30 protein-coding genes are annotated in these 16,412 nt (G+C 50.3%); all 30 read right to left on the reverse strand.

Annotation, left to right across the window (positions count from 1 at the left end):
- Position 1 precedes the first annotated feature (1 nt).
- Complete coding sequence (rpmD, locus tag ACSOSI_RS23885; RefSeq protein WP_012147215.1) at positions 2-181, reverse strand: 50S ribosomal protein L30; 180 nt, start codon at positions 179-181, stop codon at positions 2-4.
- A 2-nt stretch (positions 182-183) separates the two neighbouring features.
- Positions 184-687: a 30S ribosomal protein S5 gene (gene rpsE / locus ACSOSI_RS23890; protein WP_004951140.1), complete on the reverse strand. Its 504-nt coding sequence runs from the start codon at positions 685-687 to the stop codon at positions 184-186.
- 14 nt (positions 688-701) lie between these two features.
- Entirely contained in the window at positions 702-1,055 is a 354-nt protein-coding gene (gene rplR, locus ACSOSI_RS23895; protein ID WP_012147216.1) for a 50S ribosomal protein L18, read from the reverse strand.
- 9 nt (positions 1,056-1,064) lie between these two features.
- Positions 1,065-1,598 carry a 50S ribosomal protein L6 gene (rplF, locus tag ACSOSI_RS23900; protein ID WP_012147217.1) on the reverse strand — a complete coding sequence of 178 codons (534 nt, stop codon included), beginning with the start codon at positions 1,596-1,598 and terminating at the stop codon, positions 1,065-1,067.
- A gap of 14 nt (positions 1,599-1,612) precedes the next feature.
- Positions 1,613-2,005 carry a 30S ribosomal protein S8 gene (gene rpsH, locus ACSOSI_RS23905; RefSeq protein ID WP_004951149.1) on the reverse strand — a complete coding sequence of 131 codons (393 nt, stop codon included), beginning with the start codon at positions 2,003-2,005 and terminating at the stop codon, positions 1,613-1,615.
- Positions 2,006-2,035: 30 nt separating this feature from the next.
- Positions 2,036-2,341, reverse strand: coding sequence for a 30S ribosomal protein S14 (gene rpsN, locus ACSOSI_RS23910; RefSeq protein ID WP_012147218.1), 306 nt, complete (start codon positions 2,339-2,341; stop codon positions 2,036-2,038).
- A 13-nt stretch (positions 2,342-2,354) separates the two neighbouring features.
- On the reverse strand, positions 2,355-2,894 hold the full coding sequence (gene rplE / locus ACSOSI_RS23915; protein ID WP_004951155.1) for a 50S ribosomal protein L5: 540 nt from the start codon (positions 2,892-2,894) through the stop codon (positions 2,355-2,357).
- Positions 2,895-2,908: 14 nt separating this feature from the next.
- Positions 2,909-3,223, reverse strand: coding sequence for a 50S ribosomal protein L24 (gene rplX, locus ACSOSI_RS23920; RefSeq protein ID WP_004951158.1), 315 nt, complete (start codon positions 3,221-3,223; stop codon positions 2,909-2,911).
- A 10-nt stretch (positions 3,224-3,233) separates the two neighbouring features.
- On the reverse strand, positions 3,234-3,605 hold the full coding sequence (rplN, locus tag ACSOSI_RS23925; RefSeq protein WP_004951161.1) for a 50S ribosomal protein L14: 372 nt from the start codon (positions 3,603-3,605) through the stop codon (positions 3,234-3,236).
- Between the two features lie 165 nt (positions 3,606-3,770).
- Complete coding sequence (gene rpsQ / locus ACSOSI_RS23930) at positions 3,771-4,025, reverse strand: 30S ribosomal protein S17 (RefSeq protein WP_012147219.1); 255 nt, start codon at positions 4,023-4,025, stop codon at positions 3,771-3,773.
- Complete coding sequence (rpmC, locus tag ACSOSI_RS23935) at positions 4,026-4,217, reverse strand: 50S ribosomal protein L29 (protein ID WP_004951169.1); 192 nt, start codon at positions 4,215-4,217, stop codon at positions 4,026-4,028.
- Positions 4,217-4,627 carry a 50S ribosomal protein L16 gene (gene rplP / locus ACSOSI_RS23940; protein ID WP_004951171.1) on the reverse strand — a complete coding sequence of 137 codons (411 nt, stop codon included), beginning with the start codon at positions 4,625-4,627 and terminating at the stop codon, positions 4,217-4,219. The genes rpmC and rplP overlap by 1 nt, the downstream gene beginning before the upstream one ends.
- Before the next feature lie 12 nt (positions 4,628-4,639).
- Positions 4,640-5,338 carry a 30S ribosomal protein S3 gene (gene rpsC / locus ACSOSI_RS23945; RefSeq protein ID WP_012147220.1) on the reverse strand — a complete coding sequence of 233 codons (699 nt, stop codon included), beginning with the start codon at positions 5,336-5,338 and terminating at the stop codon, positions 4,640-4,642.
- A 17-nt stretch (positions 5,339-5,355) separates the two neighbouring features.
- Positions 5,356-5,688 (reverse strand): 50S ribosomal protein L22, encoded by a 333-nt coding sequence (gene rplV, locus ACSOSI_RS23950; RefSeq protein ID WP_004391423.1) that lies wholly within the window; start codon positions 5,686-5,688, stop codon positions 5,356-5,358.
- Positions 5,689-5,702: 14 nt separating this feature from the next.
- Positions 5,703-5,981, reverse strand: a complete 279-nt coding sequence (gene rpsS / locus ACSOSI_RS23955) for a 30S ribosomal protein S19 (RefSeq protein WP_004929772.1) — start codon at positions 5,979-5,981, stop codon at positions 5,703-5,705.
- A 14-nt stretch (positions 5,982-5,995) separates the two neighbouring features.
- Positions 5,996-6,820 carry a 50S ribosomal protein L2 gene (rplB, locus tag ACSOSI_RS23960; RefSeq protein WP_012147221.1) on the reverse strand — a complete coding sequence of 275 codons (825 nt, stop codon included), beginning with the start codon at positions 6,818-6,820 and terminating at the stop codon, positions 5,996-5,998.
- A gap of 18 nt (positions 6,821-6,838) precedes the next feature.
- Positions 6,839-7,141 carry a 50S ribosomal protein L23 gene (rplW, locus tag ACSOSI_RS23965; RefSeq protein WP_012147222.1) on the reverse strand — a complete coding sequence of 101 codons (303 nt, stop codon included), beginning with the start codon at positions 7,139-7,141 and terminating at the stop codon, positions 6,839-6,841.
- Positions 7,138-7,743: a 50S ribosomal protein L4 gene (rplD, locus tag ACSOSI_RS23970; RefSeq protein WP_012147223.1), complete on the reverse strand. Its 606-nt coding sequence runs from the start codon at positions 7,741-7,743 to the stop codon at positions 7,138-7,140. Before rplD ends, rplW begins: the two co-directional genes overlap by 4 nt.
- Before the next feature lie 10 nt (positions 7,744-7,753).
- Positions 7,754-8,383 carry a 50S ribosomal protein L3 gene (rplC, locus tag ACSOSI_RS23975; protein ID WP_012147224.1) on the reverse strand — a complete coding sequence of 210 codons (630 nt, stop codon included), beginning with the start codon at positions 8,381-8,383 and terminating at the stop codon, positions 7,754-7,756.
- Between the two features lie 32 nt (positions 8,384-8,415).
- Complete coding sequence (gene rpsJ / locus ACSOSI_RS23980) at positions 8,416-8,727, reverse strand: 30S ribosomal protein S10 (RefSeq protein WP_001181005.1); 312 nt, start codon at positions 8,725-8,727, stop codon at positions 8,416-8,418.
- 406 nt (positions 8,728-9,133) lie between these two features.
- A complete protein-coding gene (gene bfr, locus ACSOSI_RS23985; protein ID WP_012147225.1) occupies positions 9,134-9,598 on the reverse strand; it encodes a bacterioferritin in 465 nt (154 codons plus the stop codon).
- Positions 9,599-9,672: 74 nt separating this feature from the next.
- Complete coding sequence (bfd, locus tag ACSOSI_RS23990; protein WP_017894251.1) at positions 9,673-9,867, reverse strand: bacterioferritin-associated ferredoxin; 195 nt, start codon at positions 9,865-9,867, stop codon at positions 9,673-9,675.
- 132 nt (positions 9,868-9,999) lie between these two features.
- A complete protein-coding gene (gene tuf / locus ACSOSI_RS23995) occupies positions 10,000-11,184 on the reverse strand; it encodes an elongation factor Tu (protein ID WP_012147227.1) in 1,185 nt (394 codons plus the stop codon).
- Positions 11,185-11,254: 70 nt separating this feature from the next.
- Positions 11,255-13,369, reverse strand: coding sequence for an elongation factor G (gene fusA, locus ACSOSI_RS24000; RefSeq protein WP_012147228.1), 2,115 nt, complete (start codon positions 13,367-13,369; stop codon positions 11,255-11,257).
- A gap of 97 nt (positions 13,370-13,466) precedes the next feature.
- Positions 13,467-13,937, reverse strand: coding sequence for a 30S ribosomal protein S7 (rpsG, locus tag ACSOSI_RS24005; RefSeq protein WP_012147229.1), 471 nt, complete (start codon positions 13,935-13,937; stop codon positions 13,467-13,469).
- A gap of 96 nt (positions 13,938-14,033) precedes the next feature.
- The gene (rpsL, locus tag ACSOSI_RS24010) at positions 14,034-14,408 is read right to left on the reverse strand and encodes a 30S ribosomal protein S12 (protein ID WP_004930426.1); all 375 of its coding nucleotides are present in this window, start codon (positions 14,406-14,408) and stop codon (positions 14,034-14,036) included.
- Positions 14,409-14,550: 142 nt separating this feature from the next.
- The gene (tusB, locus tag ACSOSI_RS24015; protein WP_112363684.1) at positions 14,551-14,838 is read right to left on the reverse strand and encodes a sulfurtransferase complex subunit TusB; all 288 of its coding nucleotides are present in this window, start codon (positions 14,836-14,838) and stop codon (positions 14,551-14,553) included.
- 8 nt (positions 14,839-14,846) lie between these two features.
- Entirely contained in the window at positions 14,847-15,206 is a 360-nt protein-coding gene (tusC, locus tag ACSOSI_RS24020) for a sulfurtransferase complex subunit TusC (RefSeq protein WP_476706260.1), read from the reverse strand.
- An 8-nt stretch (positions 15,207-15,214) separates the two neighbouring features.
- Entirely contained in the window at positions 15,215-15,604 is a 390-nt protein-coding gene (gene tusD, locus ACSOSI_RS24025) for a sulfurtransferase complex subunit TusD (RefSeq protein WP_017894253.1), read from the reverse strand.
- Positions 15,604-16,326: a helix-turn-helix transcriptional regulator gene (locus ACSOSI_RS24030; protein ID WP_012147233.1), complete on the reverse strand. Its 723-nt coding sequence runs from the start codon at positions 16,324-16,326 to the stop codon at positions 15,604-15,606. Before ACSOSI_RS24030 ends, tusD begins: the two co-directional genes overlap by 1 nt.
- Positions 16,327-16,412: the final 86 nt, after the last annotated feature.

Genomic DNA, 16,412 nt, shown 5'->3' on the forward strand with positions numbered 1-16,412 from the left:
GTTACTCCTCAACCTTAACCATGTAGGAAACCAAGTTGACCATACCACGTACAGCAGGAGTATCCTCACGCTCTACAGTATGACCAATACGACGCAGACCTAAACCGAGCAAGGTTGCCTTGTGCTTTGGCAAACGGCCGATGCTGCTTTTTGTTTGAGTTACTTTAATAGTCTTTGCCATGGTTATTTCCCTAGAATTTCTTCGACGGACTTACCACGCTTGGCAGCGACCATTTCTGGGGATTTCATATCTTCCAAAGCAGCAATAGTTGCACGAACCACGTTGATCGGGTTAGTAGAACCATATGCTTTAGCTAATACGTTATGAACCCCTGCAACTTCCAGGACGGCGCGCATTGCACCACCGGCGATGATACCGGTACCTTCGGAAGCTGGTTGCATGAACACGCGGGAACCCGTGTGAGCACCTTTAACAGGGTGCTGCAGAGTACCGCTATTCAAAGCAACATTAATCATAGCGCGACGGGCTTTTTCCATCGCTTTCTGGATCGCTGCCGGAACTTCGCGTGCTTTGCCGTAGCCAAAACCAACGCGACCGTTACCATCACCAACTACTGTCAGTGCGGTAAAGCTGAAAATACGGCCACCTTTTACGGTTTTAGATACGCGGTTTACCGCGATCAGCTTTTCCTGCAGTTCGCCAGCTTGTTTTTCGATGTGAGCCATCTTAAACCTCTTCCTTAGAACTGAAGGCCAGCTTCACGGGCAGCATCTGCCAGTGCCTGGACTCGACCATGATATTGGAAACCGGAACGGTCAAAGGAAACTTTAGAGATCCCTTTTTCCAACGCGCGCTCAGCCAGAGCTTTACCTACGGCTGCTGCTGCGTCTTTGTTACCGGAATACTTCAATTGCTCTGTGACAGCTTTTTCTAAAGTAGAAGCAGCTACCAGTACTTCAGAACCATTTGGAGCAATTACCTGTGCGTAAATGTGACGCGGGGTACGATGTACCACCAGGCGGGTTGCACCCAGTTCTTTGATCTTACGGCGTGCGCGGGTCGCACGACGGATACGAGCAGATTTCTTATCCATAGTGTTACCTTACTTCTTCTTAGCCTCTTTGGTACGCACGACTTCGTCGGCGTAACGGACACCCTTGCCTTTGTAAGGCTCAGGACGGCGGTAGGCACGCAGATCTGCAGCAACCTGGCCAATAACTTGCTTATCAGCGCCTTTCAGCACGATTTCAGTTTGGCTTGGGCATTCAGCAGTAATACCTGCTGGCAGCTGGTGATCGACCGGGTGAGAGAAGCCTAAGGCTAAATTCACCACGTTGCCTTTAACAGCAGCACGATAACCAACACCTACCAGTTGAAGCTTCTTGGTGAAGCCTTCGGTAACACCAACAACCATTGCGTTCAGCAGAGCGCGCGTAGTACCCGCTTGGGCCCATGCGTTAGCAAAACCTTCGCGCGGGGCGAAAGTCAGTGCGTTAGCTTCTTGCTTCACTTCAACGGCGTTGTGGACAGTACGAGTCAGCTCGCCGTTCTTACCCTTAATCGAAATAACCTGACCGTTGAGTTTTACCTCTACGCCGGCAGGAATGACGACGGGTGCTTTTGCAACACGAGACATTCTTTCCTCCCGAATTAAGCTACGTAGCAGATAATCTCGCCACCAAGACCTGCTTGGCGAGCTGCACGATCGGTCATAACACCTTTAGAGGTAGAAATAACAGCAATACCCAAACCAGCCATAACTTTTGGCAGTGCATCTTTTTTCTTGTAGATGCGCAGACCAGGACGGCTGATTCGTTGAATGCTTTCTACCACTGCCTTGCCCTGGAAGTACTTCAGTACCAGTTCCAGAACAGGCTTGGTGTCGCCTTCGATTTTGAAATCTTCAATAAAACCTTCTTCCTTCAGCAGGTTGGCAATTGCCACTTTCAGCTTGGAGGAAGGCATGGTGACCGCAACTTTGTTCGCGGCTTGACCGTTACGGATACGGGTCAGCATATCCGCGATCGGATCTTGCATGCTCATCTGTCTTTACTCCCGTGATTCAATTGGTAATTACCAGCTAGCCTTTTTCAAGCCTGGTACTTCACCGCGCATAGCGGCTTCACGTAACTTGATACGGCTCAACCCGAATTTGCCCACATAACCATGTGGACGGCCAGTTTGGCGGCAGCGTTTACGCTGACGAGACGGGCTGGAATCACGCGGCAGAGTTTGCAGCTTGAGAACAGCATCCCAACGATCTTCGTCGGAAGAGTTCACACCAGAAATGATAGCCTTCAGTTCCTCGCGTTTAGCGCGGTACTTTTCAGCCAGTTTCACGCGAACGACTTCGCGTGCTTTCATTGATTGCTTAGCCATCAGTAACCCTGCCTTACTTACGGAACGGGAAGTTAAAAGCAGCCAACAGCGCGCGGCCTTCATCATCAGATTTCGCAGTAGTGGTAATGGTAATATCCAAACCACGAACGCGATCGACTTTGTCGTAGTCGATTTCTGGGAAGATGATTTGCTCACGCACACCCATGCTGTAGTTACCACGGCCATCGAATGACTTAGCGGACAAGCCACGGAAGTCACGGATACGTGGAACAGCAATGGAAATCAGTCGCTCAAAGAACTCCCACATGCGTTCGCCACGCAGAGTTACTTTACAGCCGATCGGATAGCCCTGGCGGATTTTGAAGCCTGCAACAGATTTGCGTGCTTTGGTGATGAACGGCTTTTGACCGGAGATTGCTGCCAGATCCGCTGCTGCATTATCCAGCAGTTTCTTGTCAGCGATCGCTTCACCAACACCCATATTCAGGGTGATCTTCTCGACCCGAGGGACTTGCATGACAGAGTTGTAATCAAACTGAGACATCAGTTGTTTGACTACCTCGTCTTTGTAGTAATCATGCAGTTTCGCCATCGTATTACTCCAAATTACTTGATAGTTTCGCTGTTAGATTTGAAGAAACGGACTTTTTTCCCGTCTTCGAATCTAAAGCCTACACGGTCAGCCTTACCGGTAGCCGCGTTGAAGAGAGCAATGTTAGAAACTTGAATTGCAGCTTCTTTTTCAACAATGCCACCTGGTTGGTTCAGGGCCGGGACCGGCTTCTGATGTTTCTTAACCAGGTTGATACCTTCAACAATGACCTTACCAGCAGACAGGACATTTTTTACTTTACCGCGTTTACCTTTGTCTTTCCCGGTAAGCACGATAATTTCGTCATCACGACGGATTTTCGCTGCCATGTTTCGCTCCTTAGAGTACTTCTGGTGCCAGAGAGATAATTTTCATGAACTTCTCATTACGCAGTTCACGAGTTACCGGCCCAAAAATACGCGTACCGATAGGTTGCTCGCTGTTATTGTTTAAAATAACGCATGCATTACCATCGAAGCGAATGACAGAACCGTCCGGGCGACGTACACCCTTCTTGGTGCGCACCACTACCGCCTTCAGCACATCGCCTTTCTTCACCTTACCGCGAGGAATTGCTTCCTTGATGGTAATTTTGATGACATCGCCAATGCCTGCGTAGCGACGGTGCGAGCCACCTAGAACCTTGATACACATTACGCGACGTGCACCGGAGTTGTCGGCCACGGTCAGCATAGTCTGTTCTTGGATCATGTTAGTGCTCCGCTAATGTCAACTACAACTTTAGGACCTATTACTAGATCGTTGAAAAGCCCCATAACCAAGGGCGCAGCATTATAACACCGCTTCCAGAGTATGGGTAGAAAAAATAAACGGCTCATTTTCTGAGCCGTTTATAAGTTAGAGCCAGCTACTCTATTACAGAATCGCTTTCTCTACAACGCGAACCAACGTCCAGGACTTAGTCTTGGACAGTGGACGGCATTCGCGGATTTCTACCACGTCACCGATACCACATTCGTTGTTCTCGTCATGTACGTGCAGCTTGGTCGTACGCTTGATGAATTTCCCGTAGATCGGGTGCTTCACCGTGCGCTCGATAGCAACAACCATGGATTTCTCCATTTTGTCACTAATAACACGACCCTGCAGAGTACGGTTAATATCAGTCATTTACACACCCGCCTTTTCAGTCAGTAAAGTCTTAACGCGTGCGACATTACGACGCACTTGTTTCAACAGGTGAGTTTGTTGCAGCTGGCCACTTGCCGCCTGCATGCGCAAGTTAAATTGCTCACGCAGCAGGTTGAGCAGCTCAGTGTTCAGCTCTTCAACGCTTTTTTCACGCAGCTCTTGTGCTTTCATTACATCACCGTCTTAGTTACAAAGGTGGTTTTGATCGGCAATTTAGCTGCAGCCAGCTTGAATGCCTCACGGGCGACCTCTTCTGGTACACCGTCCATTTCGTACAGGACTTTCCCAGGTTGGATCAGGGCAACCCAATATTCCACGTTACCCTTACCTTTACCCATACGCACTTCGAGCGGCTTCTCGGTAATTGGTTTGTCCGGGAATACACGGATCCAAATTTTACCTTGACGCTTAACTGCACGAGTCATTGCACGACGAGCTGCTTCGATTTGACGAGCAGTCAGACGGCCACGGCCAACAGCTTTCAGACCGAAAGTGCCGAAGCTAACATCCGTACCCTGCGCCAGACCACGGTTGCGGCCTTTGTGCATCTTACGGAATTTTGTACGCTTTGGTTGTAACATCAGCGACTCTCCTTACTTGCGGCCTTTACGCTGCTGCTTTTTAGGTTGAGCAGCCGGTTCCGGTTGTTCAACTGCAGCCATACCACCCAGGATCTCACCTTTGAAGATCCATACCTTAACGCCGATTACACCATAAGTGGTGTGCGCTTCAGATGTGTTGTAATCGATATCCGCACGCAGTGTATGCAACGGAACACGACCTTCACGGTACCATTCGGTACGCGCGATTTCAGCACCGCCAAGGCGGCCGCTTACTTCAACTTTGATACCTTTAGCGCCAAGACGCATTGCGTTCTGTACAGCACGCTTCATAGCACGACGGAACATAACGCGACGTTCCAACTGTGAAGTGATGCTGTCAGCAACCAATTTAGCGTCAAGTTCCGGTTTACGGACTTCGGCGATGTTAATTTGCGCAGGAACGCCAGCGATGTTCGCTACGACCTTACGCAGTTTTTCGACATCTTCACCTTTCTTGCCGATAACGATGCCTGGACGAGCAGTGTGAATAGTCACACGGATGCTCTTCGCAGGACGCTCGATAACGATGCGAGAAACGGAAGCTTTCGCCAGTTCCTTAATCAGGAATTGGCGAACTTTAAAGTCGCTGTCCAGGTTGTCAGCGAATTCTTTGGTATTCGCATACCAAGTAGAGTTCCAAGGTTTGACAATACCCAGGCGAATACCATTAGGATGTACTTTCTGACCCATTGCTAGTCTCCAGAGTCTCAGCGATCGGACACAACCACAGTAATGTGGCTGGTGCGCTTCAGGATGCGATCTGCACGACCTTTTGCACGCGGCATAATGCGCTTCATGCTTGGGCCTTCGTCTACGAAGATTTTCGTGACTTTCAGATCATCGATGTCAGCGCCATCGTTGTGTTCTGCGTTAGCAATGGCAGACTCCAGCACTTTCTTAACCAGACCAGCAGCTTTCTTGTTGGTGTAGGCCAGAGTTTCCAGAGCTTGCGACACTTTCTTACCGCGGATCAGGTCTGCAACAAGGCGGACCTTCTGTGCAGAAGAACGAGCGTGGCGATGTTTAGCGATAGTTTCCATCTCTTCCTCCTACCTTAGCGCTTTTTAGCTTTTTTATCAGCCGCATGGCCGCGATAAGTGCGAGTCGGCGCGAATTCACCCAGTTTGTGACCGACCATTTCATCGGAAACGAACACTGGTACGTGCTGACGACCATTATGGACAGCGATGGTCAAACCGATCATGTTAGGAAAGATCGTTGAACGACGGGACCAAGTGCGCAAAGGCTTCTTGTCACCGCTTTCCACCGCTTTCTCTACCTTCTTCAGCAAGTGCAGGTCAATAAAAGGACCTTTCTTGAGAGAACGTGGCATGGCTTATCCTCTAATTATTTTTTGCTACGGCGACGTACGATGAACTTATCAGTACGCTTGTTGCTGCGGGTTTTCTTACCTTTGGTCTGAACGCCCCATGGTGTTACTGGGTGTTTACCAAAGTTTTTACCCTCACCACCACCGTGCGGGTGATCTACCGGGTTCATCGCCGTACCGCGAACGGTAGGACGAATACCACGCCAACGTGCAGCACCTGCTTTACCCAGAACGCGAAGCATATGTTCAGCGTTACCGACTTCACCCAGGGTGGCGCGGCAATCAACTGGAACTTTACGCATTTCGCCTGAGCGCAGACGCAGAGTTACGTAGGAACCATCACGTGCAACGATCTGAACGTAGGCACCAGCTGAGCGAGCGATTTGACCGCCTTTACCTGGTTTCATTTCTACGTTATGAACCGTTGAACCCACTGGGATGTTGCGCATTGGCAGGGCGTTACCTACCTTGATTGCAGCATCAACACCAGATTGGATCTGGTCACCAGCTTTCAGACCTTTCGGCGCCAGGATATAACGGCGTTCGCCGTCTTTGTACAGAACCAGCGCGATGTTCGCGGAACGGTTCGGATCGTACTCCAGACGCTCAACCACTGCAGCCACACCGTCTTTGTTGCGTTTGAAGTCAACCAGACGATAATGTTGCTTGTGGCCACCACCGATATGACGGGTGGTGATACGGCCATTGTTGTTACGGCCACCGCTTTTGCTCAGTTTCTCAAGCAGCGGGGCATGAGGTTTACCCTTGTGCAGCTCAGGGTTAACCACTTTAACAACGTGGCGACGACCCGGAGATGTAGGTTTACATTTAACAATTGCCATTGTTCTTACTCCTCCGACTTACTCTGCGCCGCCGATGAAGTCCAGATTCTGGCCTTCTTTCAGGGTGACGTAAGCTTTTTTCCAGTCGCTACGACGACCAACACGCTGACCGTGACGCTTCACTTTCCCTTTAACTACCAGGGTGTTAACGTCTTCGACTTCGACTTCAAACAGTTTCTGCACTGCAGCTTTAATTTCTGCTTTGGTCGCGTCTTTGGCAACTTTGAGAACGATGGTGTTAGTTTTTTCCATCGCAGCGGATGCTTTTTCAGATACGTGCGGTGCACGCAGCACTTTCAGCAGACGTTCTTCACGGATCATGCCAGCATCTCCTCAACTTGCTTCACAGCATCAGCAGTCATAACCACTTTGTCGAAGGCGATCAGGCTAACCGGGTCGATACCTGCTACATCGCGCACGTCAACCTTGTACAGGTTGCGAGCAGCCAGGAACAGATTCTCATCCAGTTCGCCGGTTACGATCAGCACATCTTCCAGAGCCATATCTTTCAGTTTCTGTGCCAGCAGCTTAGTTTTAGGCGCTTCTACAGAGAACTTCTCGACAATGATCAGACGATCTTGACGTACCAGTTCGGACAGGATGCTTTTCAGCGCGCCGCGGTACATCTTTTTGTTTACTTTCTGACTGTGGTCCTGAGGCTTCGCAGCAAAGGTCACGCCACCTGAACGCCAGATCGGGCTCTTTACAGAACCTGAACGCGCACGGCCGGTACCTTTCTGGCGCCACGGTTTTTTACCGGAACCAGTTACTTCAGCACGGGTCTTCTGAGCACGAGTACCTTGACGGGCACCTGCTGCATAAGCAACAACAACCTGGTGTACCAGCGCTTCGTTAAAGTCACGACCGAAGGTAGTTTCGGAAACAGTCAGCGCGCTTTGCGCGTCTTTCAATACTAATTCCATTGCTATCCCCTTACGCCTTCACAGCTGGTTTAACGATCAGGTTGCCACCGGTTGCGCCCGGTACAGCACCCTTAACCAGCAGCAGGTTGCGCTCAGCGTCAACACGTACTACGTCCAGGCTTTGAACGGTTACACGCTCGTCACCCAGGTGGCCAGCCATTTTCTTGCCTTTGAACACTTTGCCCGGAGTCTGGTTCTGACCGATAGAACCCGGAACGCGGTGAGACAAGGAGTTACCGTGGGTAGCGTCTTGGGTACGGAAGTTCCAGCGCTTTACAGTGCCAGCAAAACCTTTACCTTTAGAAGTACCGGTAACATCGACTTTTTTAACTTCAGCGAAGATTTCTACGCTGATGTTTTGACCTGCAGTAAATTCTTCACCTTCAGCAGTGCGGAATTCCCACAGACCACGGCCAGCTTCAACGCCAGCTTTAGCGAAATGGCCCGCTTCCGGCTTGGTTACGCGGTTAGCTTTTTTGCTACCGGTAGTAACCTGCACAGCACGGTACCCGTCGTTAGCCAGGTCTTTGACCTGAGTCACGCGGTTCGCTTCAATTTCAATCACGGTTACTGGGATAGAAACGCCATCTTCAGTGAAGATACGAGTCATGCCCAATTTCTTACCGACTAAACCAATCATTGTTTCAACCTCTCAATCGCTCAATGACCTGATTAACCCAGGCTGATCTGCACGTCTACACCAGCAGCCAGATCCAGACGCATCAGAGCATCAACGGTTTTCTCGGTTGGCTCAACGATGTCAACCAGACGCTTGTGAGTGCGAATTTCGTACTGATCACGCGCGTCTTTGTTAACGTGCGGAGAGATCAGAACGGTAAAGCGCTCTTTGCGAGTTGGCAGCGGGATCGGACCACGGACTTGCGCACCAGTGCGCTTAGCAGTCTCGACGATTTCCGCGGTTGATTGATCGATAAGACGATGATCAAACGCTTTCAGGCGGATACGGATTCTTTGGTTCTGCATGAGACCAGAGCTCCAATTATTTATAAACGTAAATAATTACTCCTCACACCCATTTCGATTGATGGGGGAGTGTAATCGTCAACATATAACCCCCATATCGGGAGTATTGTTCGAAGGGCAAAACGAACTTGCCTATCGACTGATTCGCTAAAATCAGGCTTACCAAGATTAGGTAAGCCCGCGCATTATACGCAAAACAGAGCGAGAAGCAAGGCGCAGATGGAAATATGCTCAGGATATCGACATTTAATACAGTTTTAGCTCTTGGATGACGATTCGGTAAGCTGTGGGCATTGGCTTGCGAGGAAATCAGTGGGACGTTGAGGCTGCTCCCCTGCCCTGCCGGAGATAATACATGCCGGCAGGGAAGCATTGTTGTTAAGTCGGAGAAACAGCTTTTACATTGCTAAAGTTGGGCTTGTGCGTAGTTCTGAATACCCAGGCGGTCGATCAAATCAAGTTCAGTTTCCAGCCAGTCGATATGCTCTTCCTCATCTGCCAGGATCTCTATCATCAAATCACGGCTGACGTAGTCATGGATGGAATCGGCGTAAGCTATAGCTTCACGCAGCCCCTTGGCACCGTCCAACTCCAGGGCCAGATCTGAACGCAACATTTCTTCAATATCTTCGCCAATATTCAACTTGCCGAGGTCCTGCAAGTTCGGGATACCTTCCAGAAACAAAATACGTTCGATGTAACGATCGGCATGCTTCATTTCGTCGATCGACTCGTGGTATTCCTTATCATTGAGGCGAGTTAAACCCCAGTTCTTGAACATTCGGGCATGCAGGAAATATTGATTGATGGCAACCAGCTCGTTGCCGAGCAGTTTGTTGAGGTGAGCAATGATCTTTTTATCGCCTTTCATAGGTAATTCCTCCTGGCCAGTTCTAAAAGTGTAGAAGCTGAAAGCCAAGAGTCAAAAAATAACCTTACCTTTAGTTAGGCAACTTCGTGCATATGGATAATGGTTCCGCTTTCCTCCACCATAATCTGTCTCGCCTGGCGAATGCACTTTCCACAATCGGTACCAATAGGTACAAGTTCACGCAGTTGTTTCATGGTATGCGGATTGTGCTGACGCACGGCCTTGCGGATCGCTTTGTCAGTCACGGCATTACACAGACATACATACATAGAGGGACTCACTTCTTAACCAATGCTGTAAGTCTAAATAGGAATGCTTTTTATTTCAATTAAGATTTGGAAAAATTGCATAAAAAAAGGGCACCGAAGTGCCCTCTTTTTGTGTCGAAAAATTATTCGCGATTAAGCGATAACTTTAGCAACAACACCAGCGCCTACAGTACGGCCGCCTTCACGGATTGCGAAACGCAGACCGTCGTCCATCGCGATTGGGTGAATCAGGGTAACAACCATGTTCACGTTATCGCCAGGCATTACCATCTCAACGCCTTCTGGCAGTTCGATGGTACCGGTCACGTCAGTTGTACGGAAGTAGAACTGTGGACGGTAGCCTTTGAAGAATGGAGTATGACGACCACCTTCTTCTTTGCTCAGGATGTAAACTTCTGAGTCGAATTTGGTGTGTGGCTTGATAGAACCTGGTTTAGCCAGTACCTGACCACGTTCGATGTCTTCACGCTTGATACCACGCAGCAGAACACCAACGTTCTCACCAGCACGGCCTTCGTCCAGCAGTTTGCGGAACATTTCAACGCCAGTACAGGTAGACTTAACGGTGTCTTTGATACCAACGATTTCAACTTCTTCGCCAACTTTAACGATACCGCGCTCTACACGACCGGTAACAACAGTACCACGGCCGGAGATGGAGAATACGTCTTCGATTGGCAGCAGGAACGGCTTGTCGATAGCACGCTCTGGTTCTGGGATGTAAGAATCCAGGTAGCCAGCCAGCTCGATGATTTTAGCTTCCCACTCAGCTTCGCCTTCCAGTGCTTTCAGCGCTGAACCACGAACAACCGGCAGGTCATCACCAGGGAAGTCATAAGCAGACAGAAGTTCACGAACTTCCATTTCTACCAGTTCCAGCAGCTCTTCATCATCAACCATGTCACATTTGTTCATGAATACGATGATGAAAGGAACGCCAACCTGACGACCCAGCAGGATGTGCTCACGGGTCTGAGGCATAGGGCCGTCAGTCGCAGCAACAACCAGGATAGCGCCGTCCATCTGAGCAGCACCGGTGATCATGTTTTTAACGTAGTCGGCGTGCCCTGGGCAGTCAACGTGCGCGTAGTGACGGCTTGGGGTGTCATATTCAACGTGAGAAGTGTTGATGGTGATACCACGAGCTTTTTCTTCTGGCGCGTTATCGATCTGGTCGAAAGCACGTGCAGAACCGCCGTAGGTTTTAGCCAGAACGGTGGTGATTGCTGCAGTCAGGGTAGTTTTACCGTGGTCAACGTGGCCGATAGTACCAACGTTAACGTGCGGTTTGGAACGTTCAAATTTTTCTTTAGACACGGCTATATTCCTTACTCTTATGCTCTCCCCTCATGGAGAGAGCACTGATCAATGTGTTAAACCCGAAAGCTTATTTACCACGGGCTTCAATAACGGCCTGAGCGACGTTGTTCGGCGCATCATCGTACTTCAGGAACTCCATGGAGTAAGAAGCACGGCCTTTGGTCAGAGAACGCAGTTGAGTTGCGTAGCCGAACATCTCGGACAACGGAACTTCAGCGTGAATCTGAACGCCAGTAGCGTTGGATTCCTGACCTTTCAGTTGACCACGACGACGGCTAAGGTCACCGATGACGTCACCAGTGTTCTCTTCCGGCGTTTCAACTTCAACCTTCATGATTGGCTCAAGCAAAACAGGTTTCGCTTTCTTAAAGCCATCTTTAAAGGCGATAGAAGCGGCCAGTTTAAACGCCAATTCGGAGGAGTCAACATCGTGGTAAGAACCGAAATGCAGACGCACACCGAGATCAACTACCGGGTAACCGGCCAGCGGACCAGACTTAAGCTGCTCCTGGAGGCCTTTATCAATGGCACCGATGTATTCCGTTGGGATTACACCACCTTTAATGTCATTGATGAACTCGTAGCCTTTCGGATTTGAGCCCGGCTCCAGTGGGTACATGTCGATCACAACGTGACCATACTGACCACGACCACCAGACTGCTTGGCGTGTTTACCTTCGATATCGGTAACTTTCGAACGAATCGCTTCACGGTAAGCAACCTGAGGTTTGCCCACGTTTGCTTCAACGTTGAATTCACGACGCATACGGTCAACCAGGATGTCCAGGTGAAGTTCACCCATACCTGCGATGATAGTCTGACCTGATTCTTCGTCAGTCCATACGCGGAATGATGGATCTTCCTTCGCCAGACGGCCCAGAGCCAGACCCATTTTTTCCTGGTCAGCTTTGGTTTTTGGTTCAACTGCAACAGAGATTACCGGCTCAGGGAACTCCATGCGCTCCAGAATGATCACGTTGTTCGGATCACACAGAGTGTCACCGGTAGTCACGTCTTTCAGACCGATAGCTGCAGCGATGTCGCCTGCGCGAACTTCTTTGATCTCTTCACGCTTGTTAGCATGCATCTGAACGATACGGCCCAGACGTTCACGCTGAGATTTCACTGGGTTAAATACAGTGTCACCTGAGTTAACAAGACCGGAGTAAACACGGAAGAACGTCAGGTTACCCACGAATGGGTCAGTAGCGATTTTGAACGCCAGAGCAGAGAACGGCTCAGCATCGTCAGAACGACGAACTGCTGGAGTGTCTTTACCGTCATCCAAAATGCCGTTGATTGCTGCAACGTCAGTTGGTGCCGGCAGATACTCAACAACAGCATCCAGCATTGCCTGTACGCCTTTGTTTTTAAACGCAGAACCACAGGTAACCAGGATGATTTCGTTGTTCAGAACGCGCTTACGCAGAGAAGTTTTGATCTCTTCTTCAGTCAGCTCTTCGCCACCAAAGAATTTCTCCATCAGCTCATCAGAACCTTCAGCAGCGGACTCAACCAGCTTCTGACGCCATTCTTCAGCCAGTTCTTGCATATCAGCCGGGATCTCTTCGTATTCGAAGGTCACGCCCTGATCGGCTTCGTTCCAGTTGATGGCTTTCATTTTCACCAGGTCAACAACACCGGTGAATTTCTCTTCTGCGCCGATAGCCAGCTGCAGAGGGACCGGAGTTGCGCCCAGACGTTTTTCAATCTGATCAACAACTTTCAGGAAGTTAGCACCCATGCGGTCCATTTTGTTAACGAACGCGATGCGTGGAACTTTATATTTGTTAGCCTGACGCCATACGGTTTCAGACTGTGGCTGAACGCCACCAACTGCACAGTAAACCATTACCGCGCCATCAAGAACACGCATGGAACGTTCTACTTCGATGGTGAAGTCAACGTGTCCTGGGGTGTCGATGATGTTGATGTGGTGTGCGTCGAACTGCTTAGCCATACCAGACCAGAAACAGGTAGTCGCAGCGGACGTGATGGTAATACCACGTTCCTGCTCCTGCTCCATCCAGTCCATGGTAGCTGCGCCGTCGTGCACTTCACCGATTTTGTGGTTTACACCGGTGTAGAACAAAACACGTTCGGTAGTGGTCGTTTTACCGGCGTCGATGTGAGCGCTGATACCGATGTTACGATAGCGCTCAATGGGTGTTTTACGAGCCATTTGATTCCTCTATTGCCTTAGGCGTTCAAGTTCAGTTAACCCAAGCGGGTTGGCTTCTTGAAGCGCCCGCTTGGTTAGCATAACTACTGCGTGGCAATTACCAGCGGTAGTGGGCGAACGCCTTGTTGGCTTCTGCCATACGGTGAACGTCTTCACGTTTCTTAACAGCAGAACCTTTGTTCTCAACTGCATCAGAAAGTTCGTTCGCCAAGCGCAGAGCCATGGATTTATCACCGCGTTTACGAGCAGCATCAACGATCCAGCGCATTGCCAGAGCATTACGACGGACCGGGCGGACTTCAACTGGTACCTGATAAGTAGAACCACCAACGCGGCGCGACTTAACTTCTACAGTCGGGCGAACGTTGTCGAGAGCTACTTCAAAAGCTTCCAGGTGATCTTTACCAGAACGCTGAGCCAGGGTTTCCAGCGCGGTATAGACGATTGCTTCTGCAGTAGATTTTTTACCATCTACCATCAGGATGTTTACAAATTTGGCCAACAGTTCGGATCCGAACTTAGGATCTGGAAGGATTTTACGTTGGCCGATTACGCGACGACGTGGCATGGAAATACTCCGTTGTTAATTCAGGATTGTCCAAAACTCTACGAGTTTATTTTGACATTAAAGTGAAAATGTTTGGCCTTACTTAACGGAGAACCATTAAGCCTTTGGCTTCTTCACGCCGTACTTGGAACGAGCTTGCTTACGGTCTTTAACACCGGAGCAGTCAAGTGCACCACGGACGGTGTGGTAACGCACACCTGGCAAGTCTTTTACACGACCGCCACGGATCAGGATCACGGAGTGTTCCTGCAGGTTATGACCTTCACCGCCGATGTAGGAGGTAACTTCAAAACCGTTAGTCAAACGCACACGGCATACTTTACGCAGTGCGGAGTTTGGTTTCTTAGGAGTGGTGGTATATACGCGAGTACATACGCCACGTTTCTGCGGGCAAGCTTCCAGCGCTGGAACGTTGCTTTTAGCAGCCTTCACAGAGCGTGGTTTGCGTACCAGCTGATTAATTGTTGCCATTAAAAAGCTCCTGGTTTTTGCTTCGTTTGTTGCTTCGTAAACATGTGATAAATCCCCCCGTATGCACTACAGGCAAAGTACGGGACGCAGAATTTTATGGCTGAGCAGTAGAGGTGTCAAGAAATATACAACATTACTCTCATCACCAGGACATTTGACTGCGATGCTTTTCGGTTAATTCAACGAAGTGATTATAGCCGATGACAGTGATTTTGTGCGAAAAATGACCAACCAAGCCTCTGGCTTCCAGGTCATCTTGCAGTGCATAAAGGGATATGGGGGCATTAAGCAGCAATTCAAGATGCGCACTACCGGCCAGGCCGGCCAGCACACCATCCTGTAGTAGCAGCAGGTCGTCGCCCGCTGCCGTCAGGCGCAGCAGTGCAGGCAAATCGCATTGAGTGGGGGAACGGCTAAGGGTATACAGCATCAGGTTTCCTAAAAAGTCATCACCGCATCATAGCCGGCCAATAGTTGGCCCAGCGCGTCCGGTGCCAATACCTCGGCGTCCAGCACCCAGTCAGTTACCTGACTCAGACCGCGCTCCTGCAAGGATGCCTGGCACAGATAGCAGCGTTCAACGTCATACAATGGCAGTACACCAAAGGTGGCGATGTAATTGCGAGCCAGAATTTTTTCCGGTTGCTGCCCCGGCAATAGCTGCAATACGCCATCACCGATAAAAAACACGCCCAGATCTTCGCTCAGCGCCGAGGTGGCCAGTAACGCATCCAGCCCTTCCCTGCCGCCGGCGCTGCCGTGAGGGCCCTGGGTAAAAACAAAAGCAACTCGTTTCATAGATTCTCTCAGAACTGCACCAGGCGGTCACTGCTCAGCGCAGCCTCGGCCAGTGAGCCCAACCCGCTGAGGATAAAACCCGGTTGGAGGTTTGCCGCGGGCAACCCCTGTTGTGCAGCCTCCTGCTCATCGGTCACCCCACGTCGCAACGCAGCGGCAACGCAGACATTGAGCTCGATGCCATGCTGCTGCGCCAATTGTACCCAGCCACGGACCAAATCAAACTCATCACCGGCAGGTGCCGTCAGCTGGTTGGCGTTCAACACCCCTTCACGGTAAAAAAACACGCTGGAGAGACGGTGCCCTTTCGCCAGCAAAGCCTGAGCAAACTGATAGGCGCTACTGGCCTGCTGGGTGCCATACGCCGGACCGGTGACCACAAGGCAGTAATCCAGCATCAGCGTTCAGTTCCCAACAGATCGCCGCTTTTGAACTGGCGGATATACAGATAGACGGTGTGCTTGGAGATATTCAGACGATCTGCCACCTGATTAATCGCATCCTTGATATCAAAAATGCCCTTCTCATAGAGGTTCAGCACCACCTGACGATTTTTGGCATTGTTGGAGACGTTACGATCGGCATTAACTTCTTCGATGGTGAACTCCAGCGTTTGTGCCACCAGATCGTCAACGGAGGACGCAAAGTTGACCGAAGGGGCCACTTCCTGGGTTTCCGGCGGCATAAATGTCTGCATCACCTGCGAGAAAGGCACGTCGAGGTTCATGTTGATACACAGCAGGCCGATCACTCGCTGCTCGCGATTGCGGATGGCGATAGTCACCGACTTCATCAGCACACCGCTCTTGGCGCGAGTAAAATAGGCCTGCGATACGCTACTGTCATTACCAGCCATATCGTGCAACATGCGCAGCGCCAGATCGGTAATCGGCGAACCGATTTGCCGCCCGGTATGCTCACCGTTGGCAATACGTACCGCCGAGCATTTCAAATCTTCCAGTGCGTGCAGCACGATCTCACAGTGCCCGCCGATCAACATCGCCAGGCCATCAACTACCGCTTCGTAAGACTTCAAAATTTCATGATCCGTTTGGGTAAACGGACGTTCGTTCAGCAAATCAAGTTCGCTGGCTTCGCTGGATAAAAGCGAATTAGACATCGAAAATACCACCCTCAAAGATCGCCTGTGCCAGGGGGCGCAGCTAAAACTGCTCGTGCGGGTTCCCTTCCACAGGCGGCACACCC

This window comes from Serratia sp. AR11, assembly GCF_056376275.1.

Coding starts and splice junctions, on each gene's coding strand:
- rpsE (WP_004951140.1), bottom strand. CDS start 687: ATGGCTCACATCGAAAAACAAGCTGGCGAACTGCAGGAAAAGCTGATC.
- rpsG (WP_012147229.1), bottom strand. CDS start 13,937: ATGCCACGTCGTCGCGTAATCGGCCAACGTAAAATCCTTCCAGATCCT.
- bfd (WP_017894251.1), bottom strand. CDS start 9,867: ATGTATGTATGTCTGTGTAATGCCGTGACTGACAAAGCGATCCGCAAG.
- rpmD (WP_012147215.1), bottom strand. CDS start 181: ATGGCAAAGACTATTAAAGTAACTCAAACAAAAAGCAGCATCGGCCGT.
- rpsN (WP_012147218.1), bottom strand. CDS start 2,341: ATGGCTAAGCAATCAATGAAAGCACGCGAAGTCGTTCGCGTGAAACTG.
- rpsQ (WP_012147219.1), bottom strand. CDS start 4,025: ATGACTGATATTAACCGTACTCTGCAGGGTCGTGTTATTAGTGACAAA.
- rplW (WP_012147222.1), bottom strand. CDS start 7,141: ATGATCCGTGAAGAACGTCTGCTGAAAGTGCTGCGTGCACCGCACGTA.
- rpsL (WP_004930426.1), bottom strand. CDS start 14,408: ATGGCAACAATTAATCAGCTGGTACGCAAACCACGCTCTGTGAAGGCT.
- ACSOSI_RS24030 (WP_012147233.1), bottom strand. CDS start 16,326: ATGTCTAATTCGCTTTTATCCAGCGAAGCCAGCGAACTTGATTTGCTG.
- tusB (WP_112363684.1), bottom strand. CDS start 14,838: ATGCTGTATACCCTTAGCCGTTCCCCCACTCAATGCGATTTGCCTGCA.
- rplR (WP_012147216.1), bottom strand. CDS start 1,055: ATGGATAAGAAATCTGCTCGTATCCGTCGTGCGACCCGCGCACGCCGT.
- rplP (WP_004951171.1), bottom strand. CDS start 4,627: ATGTTACAACCAAAGCGTACAAAATTCCGTAAGATGCACAAAGGCCGC.
- tusD (WP_017894253.1), bottom strand. CDS start 15,604: ATGCTGGATTACTGCCTTGTGGTCACCGGTCCGGCGTATGGCACCCAG.
- fusA (WP_012147228.1), bottom strand. CDS start 13,369: ATGGCTCGTAAAACACCCATTGAGCGCTATCGTAACATCGGTATCAGC.
- rpsH (WP_004951149.1), bottom strand. CDS start 2,005: ATGAGCATGCAAGATCCGATCGCGGATATGCTGACCCGTATCCGTAAC.
- rpmC (WP_004951169.1), bottom strand. CDS start 4,217: ATGAAAGCACAAGAGCTGCGTGAAAAAAGCGTTGAAGAGCTGAACACT.
- rplE (WP_004951155.1), bottom strand. CDS start 2,894: ATGGCGAAACTGCATGATTACTACAAAGACGAGGTAGTCAAACAACTG.
- rplF (WP_012147217.1), bottom strand. CDS start 1,598: ATGTCTCGTGTTGCAAAAGCACCCGTCGTCATTCCTGCCGGCGTAGAG.
- rplX (WP_004951158.1), bottom strand. CDS start 3,223: ATGGCAGCGAAAATCCGTCGTGATGACGAAATTATCGTGCTTACCGGG.
- tusC (WP_476706260.1), bottom strand. CDS start 15,206: ATGAAACGAGTTGCTTTTGTTTTTACCCAGGGCCCTCACGGCAGCGCC.
- rpsC (WP_012147220.1), bottom strand. CDS start 5,338: ATGGGTCAGAAAGTACATCCTAATGGTATTCGCCTGGGTATTGTCAAA.
- rplB (WP_012147221.1), bottom strand. CDS start 6,820: ATGGCAATTGTTAAATGTAAACCTACATCTCCGGGTCGTCGCCACGTT.
- rplN (WP_004951161.1), bottom strand. CDS start 3,605: ATGATCCAAGAACAGACTATGCTGACCGTGGCCGACAACTCCGGTGCA.
- bfr (WP_012147225.1), bottom strand. CDS start 9,598: ATGAAAGGCGATAAAAAGATCATTGCTCACCTCAACAAACTGCTCGGC.
- rplV (WP_004391423.1), bottom strand. CDS start 5,688: ATGGAAACTATCGCTAAACATCGCCACGCTCGTTCTTCTGCACAGAAG.
- rpsJ (WP_001181005.1), bottom strand. CDS start 8,727: ATGCAGAACCAAAGAATCCGTATCCGCCTGAAAGCGTTTGATCATCGT.
- rplD (WP_012147223.1), bottom strand. CDS start 7,743: ATGGAATTAGTATTGAAAGACGCGCAAAGCGCGCTGACTGTTTCCGAA.
- rplC (WP_012147224.1), bottom strand. CDS start 8,383: ATGATTGGTTTAGTCGGTAAGAAATTGGGCATGACTCGTATCTTCACT.
- rpsS (WP_004929772.1), bottom strand. CDS start 5,981: ATGCCACGTTCTCTCAAGAAAGGTCCTTTTATTGACCTGCACTTGCTG.